The sequence below is a fragment of the Actinomadura rayongensis genome, from assembly GCF_009831215.1.
Lineage (GTDB): Bacteria > Actinomycetota > Actinomycetes > Streptosporangiales > Streptosporangiaceae > Spirillospora > Spirillospora rayongensis.
In genome coordinates this window covers 445,517-469,713 of record NZ_WUTW01000002.1, presented here as the reverse complement: position 1 = coordinate 469,713, position 24,197 = coordinate 445,517, and the positions used below count along the sequence as shown (strand labels likewise).

21 protein-coding genes are annotated in these 24,197 nt (G+C 72.6%); 14 read left to right on the top strand and 7 right to left on the bottom strand.

The window, feature by feature from the left end:
- Positions 1 to 48: 48 nt before the first annotated feature.
- Positions 49 to 1,464 carry an LCP family protein gene (locus GQ466_RS11520; RefSeq protein WP_237417851.1) on the bottom strand — a complete coding sequence of 472 codons (1,416 nt, stop codon included), beginning with the start codon at positions 1,462 to 1,464 and terminating at the stop codon, positions 49 to 51.
- 44 nt (positions 1,465 to 1,508) lie between these two features.
- Positions 1,509 to 2,360, bottom strand: a complete 852-nt coding sequence (locus GQ466_RS11515) for a TIGR03089 family protein (RefSeq protein ID WP_161102864.1) — start codon at positions 2,358 to 2,360, stop codon at positions 1,509 to 1,511.
- Between the two features lie 161 nt (positions 2,361 to 2,521).
- Here GQ466_RS11515 and GQ466_RS11510 point away from each other — a divergent pair, with 161 nt between their 5' ends.
- The 3 genes from GQ466_RS11510 to GQ466_RS11500 all read left to right on the top strand — a co-directional run bounded on the left by GQ466_RS11510 (position 2,522) and on the right by GQ466_RS11500 (position 6,647).
- Positions 2,522 to 4,546 (top strand): hypothetical protein, encoded by a 2,025-nt coding sequence (locus tag GQ466_RS11510; RefSeq protein WP_161102863.1) that lies wholly within the window; start codon positions 2,522 to 2,524, stop codon positions 4,544 to 4,546.
- A 101-nt stretch (positions 4,547 to 4,647) separates the two neighbouring features.
- The gene (locus GQ466_RS11505) at positions 4,648 to 5,574 is read left to right on the top strand and encodes a glycosyltransferase family 2 protein (RefSeq protein WP_202420551.1); all 927 of its coding nucleotides are present in this window, start codon (positions 4,648 to 4,650) and stop codon (positions 5,572 to 5,574) included.
- Positions 5,574 to 6,647 (top strand): glycosyltransferase, encoded by a 1,074-nt coding sequence (locus GQ466_RS11500; protein ID WP_161102861.1) that lies wholly within the window; start codon positions 5,574 to 5,576, stop codon positions 6,645 to 6,647. The genes GQ466_RS11505 and GQ466_RS11500 overlap by 1 nt, the downstream gene beginning before the upstream one ends.
- A gap of 387 nt (positions 6,648 to 7,034) precedes the next feature.
- Here the strand turns inward: GQ466_RS11500 and GQ466_RS11495 are convergent, their stop codons facing one another.
- On the bottom strand, positions 7,035 to 7,994 hold the full coding sequence (locus GQ466_RS11495; RefSeq protein WP_161102860.1) for a lysylphosphatidylglycerol synthase domain-containing protein: 960 nt from the start codon (positions 7,992 to 7,994) through the stop codon (positions 7,035 to 7,037).
- A 40-nt stretch (positions 7,995 to 8,034) separates the two neighbouring features.
- Here GQ466_RS11495 and GQ466_RS11490 point away from each other — a divergent pair, with 40 nt between their 5' ends.
- Positions 8,035 to 8,739, top strand: coding sequence for a class I SAM-dependent methyltransferase (locus tag GQ466_RS11490; RefSeq protein WP_337193424.1), 705 nt, complete (start codon positions 8,035 to 8,037; stop codon positions 8,737 to 8,739).
- A gap of 97 nt (positions 8,740 to 8,836) precedes the next feature.
- Positions 8,837 to 9,904, top strand: coding sequence for a mannose-1-phosphate guanylyltransferase (gene manB / locus GQ466_RS11485; protein ID WP_161102858.1), 1,068 nt, complete (start codon positions 8,837 to 8,839; stop codon positions 9,902 to 9,904).
- Here manB and GQ466_RS11480 read toward each other — a convergent pair whose 3' ends face one another.
- Positions 9,905 to 11,143 (bottom strand): sensor histidine kinase, encoded by a 1,239-nt coding sequence (locus GQ466_RS11480; protein WP_202420388.1) that lies wholly within the window; start codon positions 11,141 to 11,143, stop codon positions 9,905 to 9,907.
- Positions 11,144 to 11,251: 108 nt separating this feature from the next.
- On the opposite strand from GQ466_RS11480, the gene GQ466_RS11475 reads away from it, so the two are divergent.
- Genes GQ466_RS11475 through GQ466_RS11460 form a run of 4 tightly spaced genes read left to right on the top strand, consistent with a single transcriptional unit; the run spans position 11,252 to position 14,641 of the window.
- Positions 11,252 to 11,722, top strand: coding sequence for a hypothetical protein (locus GQ466_RS11475; RefSeq protein ID WP_161102857.1), 471 nt, complete (start codon positions 11,252 to 11,254; stop codon positions 11,720 to 11,722).
- Positions 11,719 to 12,789, top strand: coding sequence for an efflux RND transporter periplasmic adaptor subunit (locus GQ466_RS11470; RefSeq protein WP_161102856.1), 1,071 nt, complete (start codon positions 11,719 to 11,721; stop codon positions 12,787 to 12,789). The genes GQ466_RS11475 and GQ466_RS11470 overlap by 4 nt, the downstream gene beginning before the upstream one ends.
- Positions 12,786 to 13,457, top strand: a complete 672-nt coding sequence (locus GQ466_RS11465) for an ABC transporter ATP-binding protein (RefSeq protein WP_161102855.1) — start codon at positions 12,786 to 12,788, stop codon at positions 13,455 to 13,457. The genes GQ466_RS11470 and GQ466_RS11465 overlap by 4 nt, the downstream gene beginning before the upstream one ends.
- Positions 13,454 to 14,641, top strand: coding sequence for an ABC transporter permease (locus GQ466_RS11460; RefSeq protein WP_161102854.1), 1,188 nt, complete (start codon positions 13,454 to 13,456; stop codon positions 14,639 to 14,641). The genes GQ466_RS11465 and GQ466_RS11460 overlap by 4 nt, the downstream gene beginning before the upstream one ends.
- Here the strand turns inward: GQ466_RS11460 and GQ466_RS11455 are convergent.
- The gene (locus GQ466_RS11455) at positions 14,638 to 15,291 is read right to left on the bottom strand and encodes a response regulator transcription factor (protein WP_161102853.1); all 654 of its coding nucleotides are present in this window, start codon (positions 15,289 to 15,291) and stop codon (positions 14,638 to 14,640) included. The two genes, GQ466_RS11460 and GQ466_RS11455, sit on opposite strands and share 4 nt — an antisense overlap.
- 70 nt (positions 15,292 to 15,361) lie before the next feature.
- On the opposite strand from GQ466_RS11455, the gene GQ466_RS11450 reads away from it, so the two are divergent.
- From GQ466_RS11450 to GQ466_RS11430, 5 genes are all read left to right on the top strand, one after another.
- Complete coding sequence (locus tag GQ466_RS11450) at positions 15,362 to 16,246, top strand: DNA glycosylase family protein (RefSeq protein WP_161102852.1); 885 nt, start codon at positions 15,362 to 15,364, stop codon at positions 16,244 to 16,246.
- A gap of 282 nt (positions 16,247 to 16,528) precedes the next feature.
- Positions 16,529 to 17,476: a LysR family transcriptional regulator gene (locus GQ466_RS11445; RefSeq protein ID WP_161102851.1), complete on the top strand. Its 948-nt coding sequence runs from the start codon at positions 16,529 to 16,531 to the stop codon at positions 17,474 to 17,476.
- Between the two features lie 80 nt (positions 17,477 to 17,556).
- Positions 17,557 to 20,124, top strand: a complete 2,568-nt coding sequence (locus GQ466_RS11440) for a bifunctional FO biosynthesis protein CofGH (protein ID WP_161102850.1) — start codon at positions 17,557 to 17,559, stop codon at positions 20,122 to 20,124.
- A 670-nt stretch (positions 20,125 to 20,794) separates the two neighbouring features.
- The gene (locus GQ466_RS11435) at positions 20,795 to 21,646 is read left to right on the top strand and encodes a helix-turn-helix domain-containing protein (protein ID WP_161102849.1); all 852 of its coding nucleotides are present in this window, start codon (positions 20,795 to 20,797) and stop codon (positions 21,644 to 21,646) included.
- 10 nt (positions 21,647 to 21,656) lie between these two features.
- Entirely contained in the window at positions 21,657 to 21,887 is a 231-nt protein-coding gene (locus tag GQ466_RS11430) for a helix-turn-helix domain-containing protein (RefSeq protein ID WP_161102848.1), read from the top strand.
- On the opposite strand, the gene GQ466_RS11425 is transcribed toward GQ466_RS11430, so the two are convergent.
- Entirely contained in the window at positions 21,871 to 23,253 is a 1,383-nt protein-coding gene (locus GQ466_RS11425) for a coenzyme F420-0:L-glutamate ligase (protein ID WP_161102847.1), read from the bottom strand. The genes GQ466_RS11430 and GQ466_RS11425 overlap by 17 nt on opposite strands.
- The gene (gene cofD / locus GQ466_RS11420) at positions 23,250 to 24,191 is read right to left on the bottom strand and encodes a 2-phospho-L-lactate transferase (protein WP_161102846.1); all 942 of its coding nucleotides are present in this window, start codon (positions 24,189 to 24,191) and stop codon (positions 23,250 to 23,252) included. Before cofD ends, GQ466_RS11425 begins: the two co-directional genes overlap by 4 nt.
- Positions 24,192 to 24,197: the final 6 nt, after the last annotated feature.

Here is a 24,197-nt window from a genome sequence, read left to right as displayed (position 1 = left end):
GTCCGGCCATCGCCGCCGCGCCGCCCCGTCACCGGGCCACGCCGCGGGTCAGGCCCCCTTGCAGATGTTGTCGCTGGCCTTGATCTCGCCCTGTTGCTTGGGAATGCCCGCCTGGGCGCCCTTGAGGCCGTTCCAGTCGCGCCCGACGACGAGGTTCACCACGCCCGCCGCCGCCGACGCGTACGCCTTCGGTCCCGGCGCGTTCTGGATCTGGCCGGCGAGCGTCGCCGCCTGCTGGTCCGCTCCAGAACCGTACAGGACCTTGGTCTTCGCCGTGGGCGAAGCGTTGCCGCCGACCGTGACCTGGAAGCCCTTGGCCTTGAGGTCGGTCGCGACGCGGTTGGCCTGGCCCGGGATCCCGCTGCCGTTGAAGACCCGCACCGAGACCTGGCTCGGCAGGATCTTCGTCGGGGTGCTCTTGACGGGCGCCGGGACGGTCTTGTCGTTGCGGATCGCGGTGAAGAACGTCCCGGCGGTGGACGACAACGCGACGCGGTTCGGGTCGGACGGGTCCGGCCCGGACGGGACGGTCACGAACCGCAGTTTGCCCGACGACAGCCCGGACATGCTCTGCGCGAGCTGCATCATCTCGCCGTCGTTCAGCTCCTTGTCGACGACGAGGCTCTGGGTCGTCGCGTTGAGGAGCTTGATCAGCTTTGACGGGTTGCTGAGCGTCCCGGCGCTGAGGATCTTGTTGGCGAGCGAGCCGATGAACTTCTGCTGCCGCTTGATGCGCTGGGTGTCGGAGCCGTCGCCGAGCCCGTGCCGGTTGCGGACGTAGGCCAGCGCGGTGTCGCCGCTGATGACGTGCTTGCCCCGGGTGAGGTGGAGCTTGGAGTCGCGGTCGTTGACGTCCTGCGGCAGGCAGACCTCGACTCCGCCCACGGCCTTGGTGACGTTCTTGACGGCGGTGAAGTCGAGCTGCACGAAGTGGTCGATCTTGATGTCGGTCAGCGACTCGATCGTCTTGATCGTGCAGGCCGCGCCGCCCGTGGTGAACGACGAGTTGATCATCGCCCGGCTCGCCGGTGCGCTCATCCCGCCGCCGTGCGTCTTACAGGCGGGGATGGGCACGAGCAGGTCGCGCGGGAAGCTGATGCCGATCGCCGACTTCCCGCCCGGCGACAGGTGCATGAGGATCATCGTGTCCGAGCGCGGCGGCTCGTTCTTCATCCCGCGCCCGTACTTGGCGTTGGCGCCCGCGCGCGTGTCCGACCCGAGGACGAGGATGTTCATCGCGTTGTTGAGCTTCTTCGGCCGGTTCGGGCCGACGCTCGCGTTGATGTCCTCGTGGGCGATGTTGCCGAGGGCGTTGCGGTAGATCCCGTACGTCGTGAGCGCCCCCGCCACGGTGACCGCCGACAGGCCGACGGAGATCCAGCCGAGGATGCGCCAGCCACGCCGACGCGCCGGCTGGGGATCGGCGTCGTCGACGTACTCCATGTACATCGGGTTGCTGTTCATCGGCTCCGGGTGGGACGGGCGGGGATCGGACGATCGAGCGTAGGTCAGGCGAGCCGGCGGACGGACCCGGTTGCGTCATTGCCTCCGGGCACCCCGACGACCGCGGTCACATGTTCGAGGGTCAGCCGGCGATCGAGAAGCGTTTTGTCAAAGTTTCGTTGGATTATGACGGAAGCTCCTGAGACTAGCGGGGCAAGGAGGCTCGCCAGAAGACCGTCGAGTGTGGCGAAGGACATGGCAACGAGCAGCCGGTCCTGCGAGTCCAGCGCCCATTTCGCGGCGGTACGGGCTGCCGCGCCGACCAGTTCGCCCGCCGTGAGTGTGTCCTTTGTCACACTAAGGGCGAGTGTATCCGGTCCGGCGCCCGCCGGTGGCCTGAACCGATCTCCGTGAGCGCGCACTTCCACCGCGTAGTCGGTGACGCCGGGCGGCGCGGCCGACAGCGGCCCGCCGAGCGCGTGCAGCGACAGCCCGACGATCTCGTCGGCGTCCGCGCCGAGCGGCGCGCCGTCCAGGATGTCCGCCAGCGCCTCCTCGGCCACCGCGAGGAGGTAGGGCTCGTCCGGCGGGGCCACGTCCGCGAGCGGCCCAGTGGGATCCATGACCTGAACCGCGACTCCGGCCGACCAGCACGCCATCAGCCACACCGCCGACTGCCAGTGCTCCGGCAGGACGAGCACAGCGTGCTCCACGCCCCCAGGACCGGCGCCGAACTCGTCCACGAGCAGGTTCGCGGTCTTGGCGACCCAGTTGTCGAACGTGCGCGCCGACAGCTCGACCCGCTCGCCCGTGGCGTCGTCGTAGAAGGTCACCAGCGGGCGCGTCGGGTCGGCGGCCACCCGCCGCCGCAGCAGCTCGGCGGGAGTGCGCGCCGCCGATTCAGGCTCGTCGGTCATGGGGCGAGCGTAGAGGCAGAACGCCGCTCCGCCCATGATCCTCGGCGGTTGCGGCAGGTCATCGCCCTGACTACGATCGCGACCGCCCGTGCCCGGGGAGGGCGCGGCGCCCGTGGCGGCTCCGCCGCACGCGGCCGGGCGGACGTTCGCGGAGGTCCAGAGTGATCGCGGCGCGGCTGCTCGCACGGCTCACGGTGATCCCCGCGCTGCTCGTCGTCGCGTGGCTGACGGTCACGCTCCCGCTGCTGTTCGCCGGGGTGCTGCGGCCCGGCCCGGCGCTCGTCCTCTTCGTGCCCGTCGCGGGCGTGTTCCTCTGGCTCGGCCTGCGCCGCGCGGACGCCGACGACCCCCAGCCCGTGCCCTGGTGGTCAGTCCTGGGTGTCGTCGGGGTCGCACTCGCCTTCTTCGCGGTCCAGGCGGCGATGTGCTCTGAGCAGATCATCGTCCGGCGGGACGCGGCGTCCTACTTCCAGTTCGCGGTCTGGCTCACCGACCACGGCTCGCTGCCGATCCCGCAGATGCACTGGGCGTTCGCGGGCGGAAACCCGGCGCTGCACTACGACAGCCCCGCGTTCTACGAGGACGGGGATTCGGTCGTCCCGCAGTTCATGGCGGGCCTGCCGCTGCTGCTGACGTTCGGCGGCTGGCTCGGCGGCTGGCACGGCATGACGCTCATGGCCCCGCTGCTCGGTGCGGGCTGCGTGCTGGCGTTCGGCGGCGTCGTCGCCCGCTTCGTCGGCCCCCGCTTCGCGCCGCTCGGCGCGCTGATGCTCGCGCTCACGACCCCGATGATCTGGGGCTCGCGCTCCACCTACAGCGAACTGCCCGCGCTGGTCCTCATGCTCGGCGGGCTCGCGCTGCTGGACGACGCGTCCCGCTCCCGCCCGCGCGTCCGCGCCGGGCTGGCCGGGCTCGCGTTCGGGCTGATCGTGCTGTGCCGCATCGACGCGCTGCGCGACCTGTTCCCGCTCGTCCTGATCGCCGGCGTGCTGCTCGGGCTCGGCCGCCGCTGGACGCGGGTGGGCGCGCCGCTGGCGCTCGGGCTCGCCGTGGGCGCCGGGGCGGGCCTGGCGGAGGGGTTCGTCCTCTCCCGTCCGTACCTCAAGTACCTGCACGCCTCGCTCAACCCGCTGCTCGCCCTGACGGGCGCGCTGATCGTCCTCACCGTCCTGACGGTCGTGTTGCTGCGCGTCCCGGCGACGGGGCGGCGGCTGCGCGGGCTGGCGGACGCGGTCACCCGCGGGCCGGTCCCGACGGCCGGCGCGGTGCTGACGCTGCTCGTCATGACGGCGTTCGCGCTGCGTCCGCTCTACCAGACGGTCCGGCGCGTCCCGACGAACCTGGACGACCGGCTGAACTCGGAGTTCATCGCCCAGATCCAGCGACTCGACCACCTTCCGGTCGACGGCACCCGGCAGTATTCGGAGCTGTCCCTGTACTGGGTGACCTGGTACGTCGGCATTCCGGCGGTGCTGCTCGCGTCGTTCGGGGCGGCGCTGATCGTCCGGAAGCTGCTGCGCGGGAAGGCGCGCCGCCTGCTCCCGGCGCTCGCCGTCATCGGCTGGACGACCGTGACGACCCTGTACCGTCCCGCGATCACCCCCGACCACCCGTTCGCGGCGCGGCGGCTGCTGCCCGTCGTCGTCCCCGGCGCGATCCTGCTCGCGCTGTGGGCGGCGGCGTACGCGCTGCGCCGGATGCGCCGGACGGGCTTCGGCCCCCGCGCGGTGCGCGCCACGGCCGTCGCGGCGGGGCTGCTGCTGCTCGTCCCCGTCCCGCTGTCGTCGGCGGGGATCATGGCGCAGCGCACCGAGCAGCACGAGATCGCGGCCGTCCGGCAGATGTGCGACGGGTTCGGCGGCGCGGGCCGGTCCCTGCTGTTCGTGGACCGTGTGGCCTCCGACCGGTTCCTCCAGGTCTCCCGGGGCATGTGCGGCCTGCCCGCCGCCCGCGTGGACGACCTCGCCAAACAGAACACGGTCCAGGGCCTCATCGAGGCGATCTACAAGGCCGGACGGCGTCCGGTCATCGTCGGCGGCTCCCCGGCGAAGGTCGAACCGTACGGCCAGCCCGTGCAGATCATGCGGCTGCGCACCCGCCAGGATCAGCGCGCTCTGACCACCGCGCCGACCGGTACGTGGGGGATGTCGGCGGACGTCTGGATCGCCGTCCCGTCACCCCCGTGAGCGCGGGACCGGTATCCTCGCGCTGCGTGAGCACCGAATCCGCCACCGAGGCCGTTCCCGTGTCCGTGCCCGCTCCCGAGGCCGGGGCCGGCCCGGGAACCCTGCCGGAGGACCGGACGGATCCCGTCGCCGCCGACGCCGGCGTCCATGTCACGATCGTCCTGCCCTGCTACAACGAGCAGGACCACGTGATCGCGGAGATCGAGCGGATCTGCGCGGCGATGGACGCGAGCGGCAAGTCCTACGAACTGCTCGCGGTGGACGACCGGTCCACCGACGACACCCTCGCCAAGCTGCGCGAGGCCGCCCCCCGGTTCCCGCACATGCGCGTCATGGCGTTCCAGCACAACAGCGGGTCCGGGACCGTCCGCCGGATCGGCAGCCAGCAGGCGCGCGGCGAGATCGTCGTGTGGACCGACGCGGACATGACCTACCCGAACGAGCGGATCCCCGAGCTGGTCGACGTCCTCGACACCGACCCGTCGGTGGACCAGGTCGTCGGATGGCGCCGCACCGAGGAGGGCACCCACAAGCTGCTGCGGGTGCCCGCCAAGTGGTTCATCCGCAAGACGGCCGAGCGCCTGACCAACACCAAGATCCCGGACCTGAACTCGGGGCTGCGGGCGTTCCGAAAGTCGGTCGCGCTGCCGTACCTGCGACTGCTGCCGCCCGGGTTCTCCTGCGTCACGACGATCACGATCGCGTTCCTGTCGAACCAGCACCCGGTGCAGTACCTGCCGATCGACTACGCCAAGCGGGCCGGCAAGTCCAAGTTCCACTTCACCAAGGACGCCTACCGCTACATCTTGCAGGTCCTGCGGATGGTCATGTACTTCAACCCGCTCAAGGTCCTGATGCCGCTGGCGCTGTGGCTGCTGGTCATCGGGATCGGCAAGGGCGTGTTCGACATGGTCGTCCACTTCGGCTACTTCGCGAACAACACCATCATGATCTTCGTGACGGGGTTGATCATCGCGTCGCTGGCCCTGCTCGCGGACCTGATCGTCCGATCGCGCGGCGACGTCTAGTGCGGATCGCGATCGTCGGTCCGGCGTTCCCGTACAAGGGCGGCGGCGCGCACCACACGACCGAGCTGGCGCACCGGCTCGCGGCGGCCGGGCACGACGTCGCCGTCGAGTCGTGGCGGGCGCAGTACCCGGCGTTCCTGTACCCCGGGCAGCAGACGATCGCCGAACCCGAGGGCGAGCCGTTCCCCGCGACCCGGCGCGCGCTGGACTGGCGGCGCCCGGACGGCTGGTGGCGCACCGGCCGTTCCCTGCGCTCCGCCGACCTCGTGGTCCTCGCCGTGCTCAGTCCGGTGCAGGTGCCGTCCTACCTGGGCATCCTCTCCGGCCTCGGGCGCCGCGCGCGGACGGTCGCGCTGTGCCACAACGTCCTGCCGCACGAGCGCCGGCCCTACGACCGGCCGCTGATGCGGGCCCTGCTGCGCCGAGTGGACGGCGTGCTCGTCCACTCCGACGAGCAGGCCGCTCTGGCGCGGACGCTGACCGGCCGCCCGGTGACCGTCGCCGAGATGCCCCCGCACCTGCCCGCCGCCGCGAAGGGCGTCCGGGACGACGGGGTACGGCGGCGGCTGCTGTTCTTCGGCATCGTCCGGCCGTACAAGGGCCTGGACGTCCTGCTGCGCGCGCTCGCGTCCGGCCCCGCCGATGTGGCGCTGACGGTCGCCGGCGAGTTCTGGGGCGGCCTGGACGACACCCGCGCCCTCATCCGCGACCTCGGTCTGGACGGACGCGTCGAACTGCGTCCCCGCTACGTCCCGGCTGCACAGGTCCCCGAACTGTTCGATGCCGCAGACGCGCTGGTCCTGCCCTACCGCACGGCCACCGCGTCGCAGAACGTCTGGATGGCGCACGAACACGGCGTCCCGGTGATCGCGACCCGCGTCGGCGGTTTCCCCGGCCAGGTCCGCGACGGCGTGGACGGCCTGCTCTGCGATCCCGACGACGTCCCGTCCCTCACCGCCGCCCTCACCCGCTTCTACACTCCCGGCGAACCGGAACGCCTGCGCGCGGGCATCGAACGCCTGGACGACGGCCCGCTCTGGAACACCTACCTAGAAGCCCTCACCACCCCCTGACCCACCCACGGCGCCGCGCTCCAGCCCAGGGCACACCAACCCCAGTCGCGCCGCGACTCCAACGCTGTCCAGCAGGCGTACGCCCCGTGACGAGCCCGTGCCGCAGAACAATCCACGTCACGGCGCAATCCCACCCCGCAGGCAATCCCACGCCTGAAGGCCAACCCAGGCGGCAAGACGAGCCCATTGGGCAGGGCTAGCCCATGCCGCGGGGCCAGCCCGTGCAGCGGGGAAGCGCACGCCGAGGAGCGATCTCACGCCGCAGGGTGATCCCACGTTTGTGGCGGGCCTTGCGCTAGGCGGTGCGCCCGTATTGCGCGGTGGGCTGGTTCGTATGGGGCGAAGCCGACGGGCTGATCACCGGGCTCCACGCCGGGGACAGCAGACTTAGTCCTTGGCGGGGGGAACCAGTTCGCGTTCGGGTTCAGCGGGCTCAGAGGCGGGGCGGCGGCGGGCCGCGAGGGCGCAGGCGCCCGCGTAGATCAGGTCGGCCAGCGTCAGCACCACCCGGGACGTGATCGCCACGACGAGCGGCGCGCCCGCCGGGAGCACCGGCGCCAGCACCGCCGTCATGACCGCCTCGCGAGCGCCGAGCCCCCCGGGCGCGAGGAACACCAGCAGCCCCGCGACGAACGCCAGCGCGTACCCGCCCGTCGCGAGGAAGGCCAGGCGCGGCCCGTCGCCGCCGACCGCCAGGCACAGCAGCCACAGGTGCGCGCCGAACAGCACCCAGCCGAGCAGCGTCCAGGCGACGGCGCGGGCCATCGCGGGGAAGCCCACCGCGTGCTCCAGCGGCGGCTGCCGGACGAGCCGCAAGGCCGTGTTCAACGCCCACGTCACGATGCGCGGATGCAGCGCGGCGAGCAGGACGGGCGCGAACAGCAGCATCCACCAGTAGTCGCGGCGCGCCGCCGCCGACGTGAACGGCAGCGTGGCGGCGGCGACGGCGAGCCCGCACGCGGTGGACGTCGCGACCGCCAGCACCGACGCGCTGAAGCTCCGGGCGCGCGGCACGCGATGCTCGCGCGACAGCTCGACCTGCGTGACGACGACCCACACCATGCCGGGCACGTACTTGCCGAGCCCGGAGATCGCGGAGATGCGGAACGCGGCGGGCAGGGGCAGCCGGGATCCGAGGCCGGTGAGGAACGCCCGCCAGCCGAGCGTCCACGCGACGAGCCCGGCGAGTCCGAACGCGAGCGAGCCGGCCAATGCGTACCAGGACATCTCGCGGAACGCGCGGACGGTGTCGTCCCAGCTCGAGGCGACCCCGTACACGCAGAACGCGAGCGCGAGCAGCACGAGGAGCACGCGCAGCGCCCGCAGGACGGCGGCCTTGGATCTCACCCGCCCAAGGTTAGGGGACGGCGCCGGTAGGGTGGCGCGGGTGAAACTCTCGGATGTGGTCGCCTTCCTGGGGCATCAGGTGCATGTCTGCCGGTATCGCGAGGCCGGGACGCTGCTCGACTGGATGGGCCGTGACCTGCGCGGACGCCGCGTCCTGGACGTCGCGGGCGGCGACGGCTACTGGGCCGGTCTTACCCGCAAGCGCGGCGCGCAGGCCGTCTCGATCGACCTGGCGCGCAAGAAGATGGTCTACGGCGCCGCCCTCGCGCACGCGCCCGCGCTGATCGAGTGCGACGCGCTGCGGCTGCCGTTCGCCGACGGCTCGTTCGACGCGATCCTGTCGGTCTGCGCGATCGAGCACTTCGACGACGGCGGCACGAGCCTGGACGAGATGGCGCGCGTTCTCAAGCCCGGCGGCCAGATCTTCATGTCGGCGGACGTCCTGAGCCGCGCCGACGCCTGGCCCAAGCTCCGCGACGCCCACAAGGCCAAGTACCACGTGCAGCACACCTACACCCACGAGTCGCTCGGGAAGCTGCTGGACGAGCGCGGCCTCGACGTCGTCCGGCACTCCTACCAGTTCCGGACGGCCGCCGCCGAGCGCCTCTACCTGTCGCTGTCCACCTACGGCGGGAAGGTCGGCTTCAACGCCGCCGCCCCGCTGGCTCCGCTGGTCGCGCTCGGCGACCGGGGCGCCCCGAACGAGCGCGGCAGCATCGTCCTCCTCCAGGCCCGCAAACGCTGACGACGTTCCCGCTGATCTTCGACGGGGTACGCACAGTAGGCTCGCCCGGACGTTTCGGGAGGCCGGGCCGCGCCCGGTGCGCCGAGGAGGGAGCCCAGTGGAAGCGATCCTGTTGGTCGGGGGGCGGGGGACACGTCTGCGCCCGCTGACGATCTCCATGCCCAAGCCGCTGCTGCCGACGGCAGGGGTGGCGTTCCTGGCGCACCAGCTCGCGCGGGCGAGCGCGCTCGGCGTGACACGGATCGTTTTCGCGACGTCCTACCGGGCGGAGATGTTCGAGGCCGCGTTCGGCACCAGCGCGTACGGCGTCGAGCTGTGCTACGTCAGCGAGCGGCAGCCGCTCGGCACCGGCGGCGCGATCCGGAACGCGGCGACGGCGCTGGAGTCCGGTCCGGACGACCCGGTGCTCATCCTGAACGGCGACATCCTGTCCGGCCATGACGTGAAGTCGCAGGTCGCGTTGCACACGACGGCGGACGCGGACGTCACCCTGCACCTGACCGAGGTGGAGGATCCGCGCCGGTTCGGCGTCGTCCCGACCGACGCGTCCGGCCGGGTGACGGCGTTCCTGGAGAAGACCACGCGCCCGGCGACGAACCAGGTGAACGCGGGCTGCTACGTGTTCCGGCGCTCGACGATCGACACGATCGAGGAGGGCGAGGTCGTGTCGGTGGAGCGGGAGACGTTCCCGTCGCTGATCGCGTCCGGCGCCACCGTGATGGGGCACGTCGAGTCGGCGTACTGGCTGGACGTGGGCACGCCCGAGGCGTTCGTGCAGGGCTCGCGTGATCTCGTGCTCGGCAAGCTGTCGTCCCCGGCGATGCCCGGCGACCCCGGCCAGCGGCTCGTGCTGGACCGGGCCGTCGTCGCGCCGGGCGCGGTGGTGCGCGGCGGCACGACGGTCGGGCGCGGCGCGGTGATCGAGGCGGGCGCGACCGTGATCGGCAGCGTTCTGCTGGACGACGCGTTCGTGGCGGAGGGCGCGACCGTCCGCGACTCGGTGCTGAGCCGGGGCGCGCGGGTCGGTCCGGGCGCGACGCTGGACGGCGTGATCCTCGGCGACGCGGCGGTCGTCGGACCGGGCAACGAGCTGCGCGACGGGCTGCGCCTGTGGCCGGGGATCGAGCTTCCCGCGACGGCCGTCCGGTTCTCCACCGATGCGTAATTAGCCGGGACGCCGCGCGGGCAGCGTCACGGTCACGGTGAGGCCGCCGCCGGCGCGCGGCGTCGCGGTGGCCGTGCCGCCGTGCGACCCGGCGATGGCCCGGACGATCGACAGTCCGAGCCCGAACCCGCGGTCCCCGCCCGTCCGCCGGTCGCCGAGCCGCCGGAACGGCTGGAACAGCGTCTCGGTCTGATGGCCGTGGACGACCGGGCCGGTGTTGGAGATCTCCAGGACGGCGCGGTCCCCGTCGGTCGCGGTGCGGGCGGTGATCGTCCCGCCCGGCCGGTTGTGCCGGACGGCGTTCTCCGCGAGGTTCTGCACGAGCCGTTCCAGCAGGTAGGGGTCGCCGGTGACGGGCGCCGCACGCAGGTCGCCGGGCTGGACCTCGACGTCGCGCCGGCCGGCGTCGTCGGTGGCGTCGGCGAGAACGCTGCCGGCCAGCTCGGCGAGGTCGACGGGGGACAGCTCGGCAGGCTCGTTGCGCGCGTCGGCGAGGACGAGCAGACCGTCGATGAGCCGTTCGTGCCGGGTGTTGATCTCCAGCAGCGTCGCGCCCAGCTCGCGGGCGTCGGCGGACACGCCGGGCCGGGTGACGGCCACCTCGATCAGCGCCCGGTTGACCGCGAGCGGGGTGCGCATCTCGTGGGACGCGCCGGCGATGAAGCGGCGCTGCCCGTCGAAGGATCGGTCCAGACGTTCCAGCATGAGGTCGAACGTGTCGGCGAGCTTCTTGATCTCGTCCGGCGGGCCGTTCAGGCCGATGCGCTCGTGCAGGCCCCGGTCCGCGCCCGCCGCGATCCGCCGGGCGGTCTCGGTGATGCGATGGACGGGCCGCAGCCCACGCCCGGCGAGCAGCCAGCCGAACACCGTCCCGATCAGGCCCGTCCCGGCGAGCGCCACGCCGCCCTGCGTGAGCAGCGACGTCATCGTCTCGCGGCGGTAGCGCTCCTGCTGGGCCTCAAGGCTCGCGGCGACCTCGCTGAGGGTGACCGCACGGCCGTCCGGCATCGTCAGCCTGGTGGCGGCGGCCCGCTGGAACATCGGGTTTTTGAGCAGGGCGGCGCGCTCCCGCTCGGAGACGCCCGACTGCCGGTCCAGGCGCTGCTGGACCAGCACGTACGTCACGCCGAGCAGGAGGCCGCCCGCGAGCAGGAACGTCCCCGCGTACAGGGCGGTGAGCCTGGCCCGCATCGTCCAGTGGCGCAGCAGGGCGGTCTTGGCCCGGGTCGCGAAACGCATGCGGCCCAGCGTGGTGTCTCGCCCGTCACCTGGGCGTAAACGTCCGGGTTATGCCGTGGTTACCGCGCGGCCGATCTACTCCCGTCCACCGACACGGAGGAGATCGCGATGATGGGGAGAGCTTTGGTCGTGACGGTCGCGGCGGCGCTGTCGCTGACGGCGTGCGGCGGATCGGACGACAAGGCGGGCGGCGGGTCCACGCCATCCGGGAACGATCAGTTCGTGGCGTTCGCCCAGTGCCTGCGGCAGCACGGCGTGGACGTCCCCGACCCCAAGCCCGGCCAGAACGTCGGGAACTGGATGTCGGACGCGGCCCGGGCGAAGCTGCGTGACACCAAGGCGCTGACGCAGTGCCAGGACAAGCTTCCGGCAGGCGTCCTGGACCGGCTCAAGAGCCCCGAGGCGCAGGACGCGCTGCTGAAGTTCGCCCGCTGCATGCGCACCAACGGCGTGGACGTGCCCGATCCGAAGAACGGTCAGCCCGACCTCGGGTCCGTCGACCGCGACTCGCCGCGCTTCAAGGCGGCGGCCGACAAGTGCAAGGGCACGCTGGACGCGCTGCGCGGGGGCGGCCGATGAGACGGCGGATGGCCGTCGCGGGCGGCGCCGTGGCGGCGGTCCTCGCGGCGGGCGCGCTCACGGCCGCGTCCCTGGCCGGCGGCGAGGACGACGACACGAAACCGGCACGGCTGCCGAAGGCCACGGCGACCGTCGAACGCGGCGACCTGGTCGACACTGAGACCGTGGACGGCACGCTCGGCTACGGCGACGAGGTGAAGCTGACGGCCGGGGCGTCCGGGAAGATCACCTGGCTGCCCGCCGAGGGCGCGACCGTGCGGCGCGGGCACACGCTGTACGACCTCAACGGCAAGCCCGTCACGCTGATGTACGGCGCGGAACCGGTCTACCGGCCGCTGTACGCGGGCGTCGCGGACGGCCGGGACGTCCGTCAGCTCGAACGCAACCTCAAGGCACTCGGCTACGGCGGATTCACCGTGGACGACCACTTCACGGCCGACACGGCCGACGCGGTCGAGCGCTGGCAGGACGACCGGGACCTCCCCGAGACCGGCCAGATCGACGGCGCGCAGATCGCGTTCGCGCCGGGTGCGGTGCGGGTCACGGCCCTGCCCGTCCCGGTCGGCGGGCGGCTCGGCGACGGCCAGCCGGTGCTGATGACGACGGGCACCGACCGGCTCGTCCGGATCGACCTGGACGCCGCCGACCAGAGCATGGCCCGCAAGGGCGCGAAGGTGAGCGTTGAGCTGCCTGGGAACAAGACGGTCCCGGGCCGGATCAGCGCGGTCGGCACGGTCGCCACCGCGCCCGCGTCGGCGAACGGCCAGACGAGCGACACGAAGGCGACGATCGAGGTGAACGTCGTCCTGGACCGCCCGAAGGACGCGGGCCGCCTCGACCAGGCCCCGGTGAGCGTCGAGCTGGAGAGCGAACGGCATCGCGACGTGCTGTCGGTGCCGCTGGAGGCGCTGGTCGCGCGGCGCGAGGGCGGCTACGCGGTGCAGGTCGTGTCCGGCGGGACGGTCCGGCTCGTCCCCGTCGAGACGGGTCTGTACGGCGACACGCGCGTGGAGGTCCGCGGCGCGGGCCTGGTGGCCGGGACGAAGGTCGGGGTGCCCGCGCGATGACGCCGATCGTGGAGCTGTCCGGGGTCGGCAAGGAGTACCCCGGCGGAGTCGCGGCGCTGCGCGCCGTGTCGCTGGAGATCGCGGAGGGCGAACTGGTCGCGATCGTGGGTCCGTCGGGATCGGGGAAGTCGACGCTGCTGAACCTGGCCGGGACGCTGGACCGTCCGACGACCGGGACCGTCCGCATCGCCGGGCAGGACGTGAACGCGCTCGGCGACCGTGAGCTGTCGGCGCTGCGGGCACGGCTCATCGGGTTCGTGTTCCAGCAGTTCCATCTGTCCGATGGCGTGAGCTGCGTCGACAACGTCGCCGACGGCCTGCTCTACTCCGGCGTGGACCTGCGGACGCGGCGTCGCCGGGCCGCCGTCGCGTTGGAGCGGGTCGGGCTCGGGCACCGGCTGAGACACCGTCCGAACGAGCTGTCGGGCGGGGAACGGCAGCGTGTCGCGGTCGCGCGGGCGGTGGTCGGCGACCCGCGCCTGCTGCTGGCCGACGAGCCGACCGGGAACCTCGACACCGCGTCCGGGAACGGCGTGCTGGCGCTGCTCACCGAGCTGAACGCCGCCGGGACGACCGTCGTGATCATCACGCACGACACCGAGGTCGCGGCGAGCGTGCCGCGCCGCATCGGCGTCCGCGACGGCGAGGTCAGCGGAGGCAGGCCATGACGACGTACACGCCCGCGCGGCTGAGCACGCGCGACACGCTGCGCGTCGGCGCCACCGGGCTGCGGACCCGGCCGCTGCGGGCCGTGCTGTCCGCGCTCGGCATCGCGATCGGGATCGCGACGATGGTGGCCGTGCTCGGGATCTCCTCGTCCAACCGGGCGGACCTGCTCGCCGAACTGGACCGGCTCGGTACCAACCTGCTCACCGCGTCGCCGGGGAACAGTCTCCTCGGCGGCAAGGTCTCGCTGCCGGAGCGCTCGGTGGAGATGACGCGGGCCGTGGACGGGGTGAAGACGGTCGGCGCGGTCGGCGCCACGGACGCGTCGATCCGCCGCACCGACAAGATCCCCGCGACCGAGACCGGCGGCGTCGGCGTCAGCGCCGCTACTCCCGACCTGCTGCGCACGCTGGACGTGACGGTCGTCAGCGGCGCCTGGCTCAACGCCGCCACGGCCCGCTACCCGGCGGTGGTGCTCGGCTCGGTCGCCGCCGACCGGCTCGGCGTGCAGGAGGCCGGGACGCCCGTGTGGATCGACGACCGCTGGTACACCGTCACCGGGATCCTCGGCCCCGCGCCGCTCGCGCCCGACATCGAGCGGTCCGCGCTGGTCGGCTGGCAGACGGCCCGCGACCGCCTCGGCTTCGACGGCGCGCCCACCACGATCTACGAGCGGTCCACGCCGGAGACGGTCGAGGCCGTCCGGGCGGTCCTCGCGGGCACGATCGACCCCGAACACCCCGAGCAGGTGGACGTGAGCCGCCCGTCCGACGCGCTCGCCGCCCGCGCCGCCGCCGACAAGGCGTTCACCGGAACGCTGCTCGGCCTCGGCGTCGTCGCGCTGCTCGTCGGCGGCATCGGCGTCGCCAACACGATGGTGATCTCGGTACTGGAGCGGCGCCGCGAGATCGGCCTGCGCCGGTCGCTCGGCGCCACGCGCGGGCAGATCCGGACGCAGTTCCTCACCGAGTCGCTGCTGCTGTCGACGCTCGGCGGCGTGGCCGGCGCGGGACTCGGCGCGCTGGTCACCGCCGGGTACGCGGTCGCACGGGACATCCCGGTCACACTGCCCTGGTGGGTGCCCGCCGGTGCGCTCGCCGCGACCCTGCTCGTCGGGACGGTCGCGGGCCTGTACCCGGCGGCGCGAGCCTCCCGCGTCTCGCCGACCGTCGCGCTCGCCGCCTAGATCCGGTAGCCCGCCCCCGGGACGGTCACCACGAGGGGCGGGTCGCCGAGCTTGCGCCGCAGCTTCATCACCGTCATCCGGACGATGTTGGTGAACGGGTCGATGTTCTCGTCCCACACCCGTTCCAGCAGGTCCTCGGCGGAGACGACGGCGCCGTCCGCGCGCAGCAGCTCGGTCAGCACCGCGAACTCACGGTTCCCGAGCGGGACGATCCGGTCGTCCCGGCGCACCTCCCGGCGCGCGACGTCCACGGTCAGCCCGTCGCGCCGCAACACCGGCGGCGCGGCGGGCACCGCGCGACGCAGCAGGGCGTGGACACGGGCTGACAGCTCCGCGAACGCGAACGGCTTGGACAGATAGTCGTCGGCGCCGATCCCGAGCCCGGCCACGCGGTCCCGCACGGCCGACGCCGCCGTCAGCATCAACACCCGCGTCCGCGCCCCGGACGCGACGATGGACCGGCACACGTCGTCGCCGTGGACGACCGGTAGATCCCGGTCCAGCACGACGACGTCGTAGTCGTCCACCGCGAGCCGTTCCAGCGCGCGGTCGCCGTCGAGCGCGACGTCCACCGCCAGCGCCTCGCGCCGCAGCCATTCCGCGATCGCGTCGGCGAGCAGCCGTTCGTCCTCCACCACCAGGACGCGCATGTCCGGCCTCCGATCGTTCCCGTGCCCCCAGAATCGCGGACGATTCGTCAGCTCCGCGTAACCTGTGCCGGTGACCGGGAGTGAACGCGAGTGGGCGCCGCCCTGGCCGCTGGACGTGGGCCGGGTGCTGGCCCCGCACCGGCGCGGCCACGGCGACCCGGCGTTCCGGGTGGACGAGGCGGGCGGGATCTGGCGCGCGTCCTTCACCCCCGACGGCCCGGGCACTCTGCGGATCGTCCAGACCCGTGCGGCGGTGCGGGCGACGGCGTGGGGACCGGGCGCGGCGTGGCTGCTGGACAACATCCCGGACCTGCTCGGCGCGCGGGACTCGACGGACGGCTTCGAACCCGTCCACCCCGTGCTGCGCGACGTCGCGACGCGCGTCCCCGGCCTACGGGTCGGACGGACGAACCGGGTGTTCGAGGCGCTCGTCCCGGCCGTCCTGGAGCAGAAGGTGCTGGGCGTGGAGGCGTTCCGCGCCTGGCGCTACCTGCTGCGCCGTTTCGGCACGCCCGCGCCGGGCGCTCCGGCGATGCGCGTGCCCCCGCCGCCGGACGTCTGGGCGCGGATCCCGTCCTGGGAATGGCACCGGTCGGGCGCGGAGGCCGTCCGGGCGCGGACGATCGTGCGGGCCGCCCGGGTCGCGGCACGGCTGGAGGAGGATCCGGCCGAGGCGCGACTGCGGTCCCTACCGGGCGTCGGCGTATGGACGGCCGCCGAGGTGCGCCAGCGCGCCGTGGGCGACGCCGACGCGGTGTCGGTCGGCGACTACCACCTGCCCGGCCTCGTCGGCTGGGCGCTCGCCGGGCGGAAGGTGGACGACGCGGGCATGCTCGAACTGCTCGCGCCCTACGCCGGCCACCGGCACCGCGTCACTAGGCTGCTCGAACTGTCGGGCGCGGGTCCGCCGCGACGCGGTCCACGACTTCCAGTTCGCGACTACCGGTCGTTCTGATCTCTTCGGGCTCTTCCGGCGGCCGGTCGCGCTCGCTCGTGGCCCAGTCGCGGCCGTCGCGCGAGTCCGCACCGAAGAAGTACGCGAGCGCGCCGAACGCCGCGATCGTCAGGAAGAGGGCGAGAATGGTGAACATGATGGGACCGTCCGGTTCTGGGGTGTTGGTGGACCCTGGCCAAGGGTCCGGGGGACGTTCCCGCGGGACTTGTTACAAGTCTGTATCGCCGCATCGTTCAGGTCCAGCGACGATTGCTGCACTGTTCATGTAAGGAATCCTTCACGATGCTCGACCTCGGCCGGCTGCGGGTGCTGCGCGAACTGAAGCTGCGGGGGACGGCGGGCGCGGTCGCCGACGCGCTCGGCTACAGCCCGTCGGCCGTGTCGCAGCAACTCGCGCAACTCCAGCGCGAGGTCGGGGTGCCGCTGGTCGAACGGGTCGGTCGCAGGCTGCGGCTCACCGACGCGGGCGAGGTGCTGGCCGAGCGGGCGCGGACGCTGCTCGCCGAGGCCGAGCGCGCGGAGGAGGCGGCGCTGGCCGCGAGCGGACGGGTCGCCGGGACGGTCCGCGTCGTCGGGTTCCAGACCGCGCTGCTGAACGTCGTCGTGCCGTCGCTGCCGGGGCTCGCCGCCGCCTACCCGGAGCTGCGGATCGACGTCCGCGACGAGGAGGACGACGGGATCCTGGACCGGGTCGCGTCCCAGGAGATCGACGTCGCGCTCACCGACGAGCACCCGCATCTCCCGCGCGCGGAGCGGCCGGAACTGGACTCCGAAGTGCTGATCACCGAGCCGATGGGCATCGTGCTGCCCGCCGCGCACCCGCTGGCCGCCGCGCCGGGGCCCGTCCCGCTCGCCGACCTCGCCGCCGAGGCGTGGGTCGCTCCGTACGCGACGACGAACCACGCCGCGCAGGTCGAGCGGGCGTGCCTGGAACTGGGCGGGTTCCGTCCGGACGTCCGGCACCGCTCCAACGACCTGCGCGTCATCTTCGGGCTGATCCGCGCGGCCGGCGCGGTCGGGATCGTGCCGCATCTCGCGGGCGCCGCCGACGAGCCGGGCATGGTCGTCCGGGCCATCGCGGGCGCGCCGCTGCACCGCCGGATGGAGCTGTGGCGGCGGGCGGGGGCGGACGTTCGTCCGTCGGTGCGAGCGGTGCTGGACGCGCTGCGCACCACGGCGGACGCGCTCGTCACGGCACGGCCCGGGCTCGTCCGCGGGTGCGGGGAATAGATCGCGCGCGGGCGTGGCTGCCATGAACAGGCGGGCTCCCCGGGCGTTCCGAAATATGACGCTTGGCATAGAGTGCCCGCATGGACGCCAACAGGACGCCGCCGGCCGAGTCCGCGCTGCGCCGGGCGCTGGCCCGCGCGCGCGACGGCAAGGCGCTCGACCGATCCGAGGCCGCGACCCTGCTGCACGCGCGTGGCGCGCAGCTCGACGAACTGCTCACCTACGCCTCCCGCACCCGCGACGCCGGTCTGGAAGCCGCCGGGCGGCCCGGGATCATCACCTACAGCCGCAAGGTCTTCATTCCCCTGACGCGCCTGTGCCGTGACCGCTGCGGCTACTGCACGTTCGCGACCGTCCCGCACAAGCTCGACTCCCCGTACCTGAGCCCCGACGAGGTCCTGGAGATCGCCCGGCAGGGCGCGGCGCTCGGCTGCAAGGAAGCGCTGTTCACGCTCGGCGACCGGCCCGAGGACCGCTGGAAACCCGCTCGCGAGTGGCTGGACGCGCACGGCTACGACGACACGCTCTCCTACGTGCGCGCGATGGCGATCCGCGTCCTGGAGGAGACGGGCCTGCTGCCGCACCTCAACCCCGGCGTGCTGACCTGGCGCGACTTCCAGCGGCTCAAGCCCGTCGCGCCGTCCATGGGCATGATGCTGGAGACGACCGCGACACGGCTTTTCACTGAGCGCGGCGGCGCGCACTTCGGATCCCCGGACAAGGACCCGGCGGTGCGGCTGCGGGTGCTGGAGGACGCTGGGCGCACGAACGTCCCGTTCACGACCGGCGTCCTCATCGGGATCGGCGAGACGATCGAGGAGCGCGCCGACGCGATCTTCGAGATCCGCCGGACGATGCGCGAGTACGGGGCGATCCAAGAGGTCATCGTCCAGAACTTCCGCGCCAAGCCGGACACGAAGATGCGGAACATGCCGGACGCGGAGCTGGCCGAACTGGCGGCGACGGTCGCGGTGACGCGGCTCATCCTGGGCCCGAAGGCACGCGTCCAGGCCCCGCCGAACCTTGTCGAGGACGAGTACGCGCTGCTGCTGCGCTCGGGGATCGACGACTGGGGCGGGGTGTCGCCGCTGACGCCCGACCACGTCAACCCCGAACGTCCGTGGCCGCACATCGACGAGCTGGCCGCGCGCACCGCCGCCGCCGGGTTCGAGCTGCGCGAACGCCTGACGATCTACCCCGAGTACGTGAAGCGCGGCGAGCCGTGGCTGGACCCGCGCCTGGCCGCGCACGTCGCCGCGCTCGCCGACCCTCGGACGGGCCTGGCCCGCGAGGACGCCGTGGTCGAGGGCCGTCCGTGGCAGGAACCGGACGGCGGGTTCACGTCGTCCGGCCGCACCGACCTGCACGTCGCGATCGACGCGACCGGCCGCTCCGCCGACCGCCGTGAGGATTTCGACTCGGTCTACGGCGACTGGGACGCGCTGCGCGAGCGGATCGATGCGCCCCGACGCTTCGACGCCGACGTCCGCTCCGCCCTGGCCCGCGCCGAGACCGACCCGACCGGCCTGTCCGACGACGAGGCCCTCGCCCTGCTGCACGCCGACGGCCCCGAACTCGACGCGCTCGCCCGCGTCGCCGACGATCTGCGCCGCGACGCGGTCGGCGACGACGTCACCTACGTCGTGACGCGGAACATCAACTTCACCAACGTCTGCTACACCGGCTGCCGGTTCTGCGCGTTCGCGCAGCGCCGCACCGACGCGGACGCCTACACGCTGTCGCTGTCCCAGGTCGGCGACCGTGTGGACGAGGCGTGGGCGGCGGGCGCCACCGAGGTCTGCATGCAGGGCGGCATCCACCCCGACCTGCCCGGCACGGCCTACTTCGACCTGGCGCGCGAGGTGAAGCGCCGCGCGCCCGGCATCCACCTGCACTCTTACAGCCCGATGGAGGTCGTGAACGGCGCGTCACGGACGAACCTGTCGATCCGCGAATGGCTGCAGGAGGCCAAGGCCGCCGGCGTGGACTCGCTCCCCGGCACGGCCGCCGAGATCCTGGACGACGACGTCCGCTGGGTCCTGACGAAGGGCAAACTGCCCGCCGACCAGTGGGTCGAGGTCGTCACGACCGCCCACGAGATCGGCCTGCCGACGACGTCCACGATGATGTACGGGCACGTCGACGAGCCGTCGCACTGGGTGGCGCACCTGCGGCTCCTGCGCTCGATCCAGGAACGCACGGGCGGTTTCAGCGAGTTCGTTCTACTCCCGTTCGTCCACCACAACGCGCCGATCTACCTGGCGGGCCTCGCCCGCCCCGGCCCGACCGTCCGCGAGAACATCGTCGTCCACGCGGTGGCCCGCATCCTCCTCCACGGCGCGATCCCCAACATCCAGACGTCCTGGGTGAAGCTGGGCGACGAACTCTGCACCCGAGTCCTGCGCGGCGGAGTCAACGATCTGGGCGGCACGCTGATGGAAGAGACGATCAGCCGCATGGCCGGTTCCGAGAACGGCTCCTACAAGCCCATCAGCTCGCTGGAGGCGATAGCCGCGGCAGCCGGGCGCCCCGCAAGGCAGCGCACGACCCTCTACGGTGAGGTCCCCGAGGAACGCTTGGCGGCGTCCCGCAGCACCGACGGCATCGGCAACTTCGGCCACCCGTCCCTCGGGCTCACGCCCGCCTGATCCCGAGCCGTGCCGCCGTCCCCAGGCGGCGGCACGGCGCTCCCCGGGGCGGTTCCGGCGGCCGGAGCTCGGCTCGGGGCGCCGCGACCGGCCGCGGCGTGATCGTGCACTGCACGTTCCTTCGGCGCGGCGGGTCCGGCCGTGCTCGTCCCCGCGTCCGCCGAGGTCCTGCGGTCATCACGCCTTTGCTCAAGGACGTGAATGACCCGCGCCATGGCGAACCACATGGTTCGCAGTACCCGGCCCGTCCGGGTCTTCTCCCGGATCTCGATCATTCCCTCGGACACCACCACCTCCAGGCAGCGGCCTGCACGACCGGCGATCATCACGTACGTGCGCTGGTCGCCGCTTCCGCAGTCGACCAGCACCTCGACACTGTCGCCTCGCATGGGCTCCGTCCTTCCTCGTGAGCGGATGAGCCCATGACAGCCGCTTCGTGGCGGTGATCGCATCACGAAGTCGGACCTGTGGATAACCGGACTCCGGGGCGTCCGCGATCGGGTGAAATGCCGGGCGTACCTGTCTGCGGCACTATGCGTCAGTCGGGACGGCAAGTGGGCCGTCCGGCCAAGGCCGTCGAAGAGTGTCACTCGTACGTTACGGGGCGGAATTCGAGAACTACCGAACGTCATGGGTTGCGGGGTGCTGTGATGGTCGCGGGAGGTTCGCCATGTCAGTTGAACGTCGTCCCCGCAAGGTCAACATGTTCCGCCTGGGGATGTATCTCCAGCACACGCGTGAGTTCCTGGAACTGTCGTACGAGCAGGCGGCCGAGCGGGCCGGGTGCGACGTCGAGTGGCTGATCCGGGTCGAGGAGGGGCTCGACGAGCCCGCGCCCGAACGCGTCCGGCACATCCTTGAGCGCTATGGCGTGATCGGCGCGCGGATCGCCGAGGTCATGATCGACCTGGCGTACCGGCCCGACGGCCCGTCCTGGCTGGACCAGCACGCGGCGGACATCAGCGCCAACCTGCGTGACGTGCTCGTCTGCGAGGCGGAAGCGACGATCGTGCGCAGCTACCGCGTCCGCCTGATCCCGGAACTCCTCCGGACCGAAGAGTACGAGCGCAGGATCGCGGCGGACCGCTACCCGCGGATCAGCCCGGATGTCGCGTGGGACATCCTGGACCACCGCCAGCGTCTCACCCCGGGCGGCCGATCACGCCGGATCGACGCGATGCTCGACGAGGCGGTCCTGAAAATTCCGGTGGGGGGCCCGCAGGTGATGATCGGCCAGCTCCGGCACCTGCTGGACGTCACGGACAGTCCCGACATCACCCTCCGCGTGGCCCCGTTCGACTCGCCCGCCTTCGAGGAACGCGCGCATGACTTCGACGTCTTCGAGTTCTTCAGCGCCGCGGACCGGGTGAGCGTCGCGCACATATCGCTGGGCGCCGAACTCGCCCCGAAAGATCTCCTCGCAGTGTGGGAGGAGATCGACGAGAGGGCGGCCCTGTCGCCGGACGAGAGCCGGGTCATGATCGAGTCGGCCCTCGCCGATTTCACAGCCCGGCACGGCTGACGGGCCGCGCATGGCCGTCGACCGACGCAAGGCCGACTCCTGGCGCCTCGGCCTGTACCTCCGGCGCACCCGCGAACTCCTCGACCTGTCCTACGAGCGCGCCGCCGAGCACATCGGCTGTGACGTGGACTGGCTCGTCCGCGTGGAAACCGGCTTCGCGTCCCTGTCGACGCGGCACGTCCGCCACATCCTGGAGCGCTACCAGGCGGCGGACGGGCCGCCCGTCAGCGGACCTCGATGAAGGCGGCGGGGTCGCGGGGCGGACGGTCGCGGGGCGGGGCGGCGGGATGGCCGACGCCGACCGCGCCCATCGGATCCCATTCCGTGGGAACGGACAGGGTCTCGCGGACGACGTCGCGGCAGAACATCGTGCTGGACACCCAGCAGGAACCGAGGCCCTGCACGGCGAGCTGGACCAGGAGGTTCTGGACGGCCGCGCCCGCCGCGACGGTGAACATCTCGCGTTCGGCCGTGTTGCGGCGGTCGTCGGGGTAGGTGTGGGCGCCGTCGGCGACCAGGCACGGGACGACAAGATAGGGCGCGCGACGCAGGACGTCGCCGCGTCGGAGGCGCTTGGCGATCGAGTCTTCGGAGAAGCCGTCGCGGCGCAGGTCCGCCTCCCAGGCGTCGCGCATCGCGTCCAGCAGACGGGTCCGGGATTCGGCCGACTCCAGCAGGACGAACCGCCATGGCGTCGTGTGGTGCGGCGCCGGGGCGGTGATCGCCGCCGCGACGGCCCGCCGGACCGCCGCCGGATCCACCGGGTCGGACGTGAACTCCCGGATCGTGCGGCGGGCGTGCAGGACGTCCATCGAGCCGTATCGGAACATGTCCTCGTCCGGGGGGCGCTGCAGGATGCGCGCGCCCGGTCCGTCGTCCGTCGTGACGAGCCCGGCGAGGCCGCGCACCACCGCGACCGGGACGCCGTCCAGCTTGCCCTTGACCAGGTCGGCCGCAGCCGCCAGTTCGTCGGCCACCGCGATGACCGTGGCCTCCAGCCGGTTGCCGTACACGTCGGTCCCGCCGCGCAGGTCGGCGGCCGGATCTAGGCCCGCGACGCCGATCGCCGCGTCCATCAGCCCGAAGCGCCACGGCCGGCCGAGCGTGTCGGAGATGATCACGGCGACGTCGCGGCCTCGGGCGCGCAGGGCCGCGCGCAGGCGCCGCGCCGACGCATCCGGGTCCTCGGGCAGCAGCAGGACGGTACCGAGCGGGGTGTTGGACGCGTCCACGCCCGCCGCCGCCAGCACGAGCCCCTGCCGCGTCTCGACGATCCGCGTGACGCCGCCCGGATGCTCGCGCCGTGCCACGAGCCGGACGGTCTCGGCGTCGATCGCCTTCTCGCGGTCGCCGGCGTGCAGCACCCGGCCCTCCGCCTTGCTGACGATCTTGGAGGTGACGACGAGCACGTCCCCGTCCCGCACCAGGTCCAGCGGTACGAGCGCCGCAAGATCCGTCCCCTCGGCGATCTCCGGCAGCCCGGGAATCCCGAACACCTCGAAGCTCGGTGTTCCCCGCTCGCCTGCGGCGAGCTCGGCGCCGCGCGGTTCCTTTGACGCGGGCTCCCCGCCCTCTTCAGGCAGGTGCCGTTCCTCGGCCTCGCTCATGACGCCAGTTCAAGGGCCAGTTCGAGGGCGGCTGCGGCGATGGCCTCGGTGGAAGCCGCGTCTTTCATGAGTAGCGGCAGGGACCGCACCGCGACGCCGTCCACCGCGACGCCCGCGTCGGCCTCGTCCACCAGCCAGCCGTCCAGCAGCGACGGCCCGTACAGCTCCGCCACGGCCCGCGCCGACGTCTCCACGCCGATCGCGGTCAGACACGCGTCCGCCATGCCGCGCACCGGCGCGTCCCCGACGATTGGGGAGACGCCCACGACGGTCTTCGCCGCCAGCGCGTCCCGGATGCCGGGCACCGACAGGATCGTCCCGATGCTCACCACCGGGTTGGACGGCGGGAACAGCACCACGTCCGCTGCCGCGATCGCGTCCAGCACGCCCGGCGCGGGCTTGGCGTCCTCCGCCCCGACCGGCGCGATCGACACGGCGGGCAGCGACGCCCGCAACCGCACCCACCACTCCTGGAAGTGGATCGCGCGGCGGCCGTGCTCGGGATCGTCCACGACGACGTGCGTCTCGACCTGGTCGTCGGTCATCGGGATCAGCCGGACGCCCGGCTCCCACCGCGCGCACAGGGCTTCGGTGACGGCCGAGAGCCGGTATCCGGCCGCGAGCATCTGCGTCCGGACGATGTGCGTCGCGAAATCCCGGTCGCCGAGCCCGAACCAGCCCGGCCCGACCCCGTACTCCGCCAGTTCCGCCTTGACGGCGAACGTCTCGTCCGCGCGGCCCCAGCCTTGTTCCTCGTTGATTCCACCGCCGAGCGTGTACATCACGGTGTCGAGGTCGGGACAGACCCGCAGTCCGAACAGGGAGATGTCGTCGCCCGTGTTCCCGATCACCGTGATCTCGGCCTGGGGGGCGGCCGTCCGCAATCCGCGCAGGAAGCGGGCCGCTCCGATGCCGCCCGCCGGCGCCACGATCTTCATGGGGCC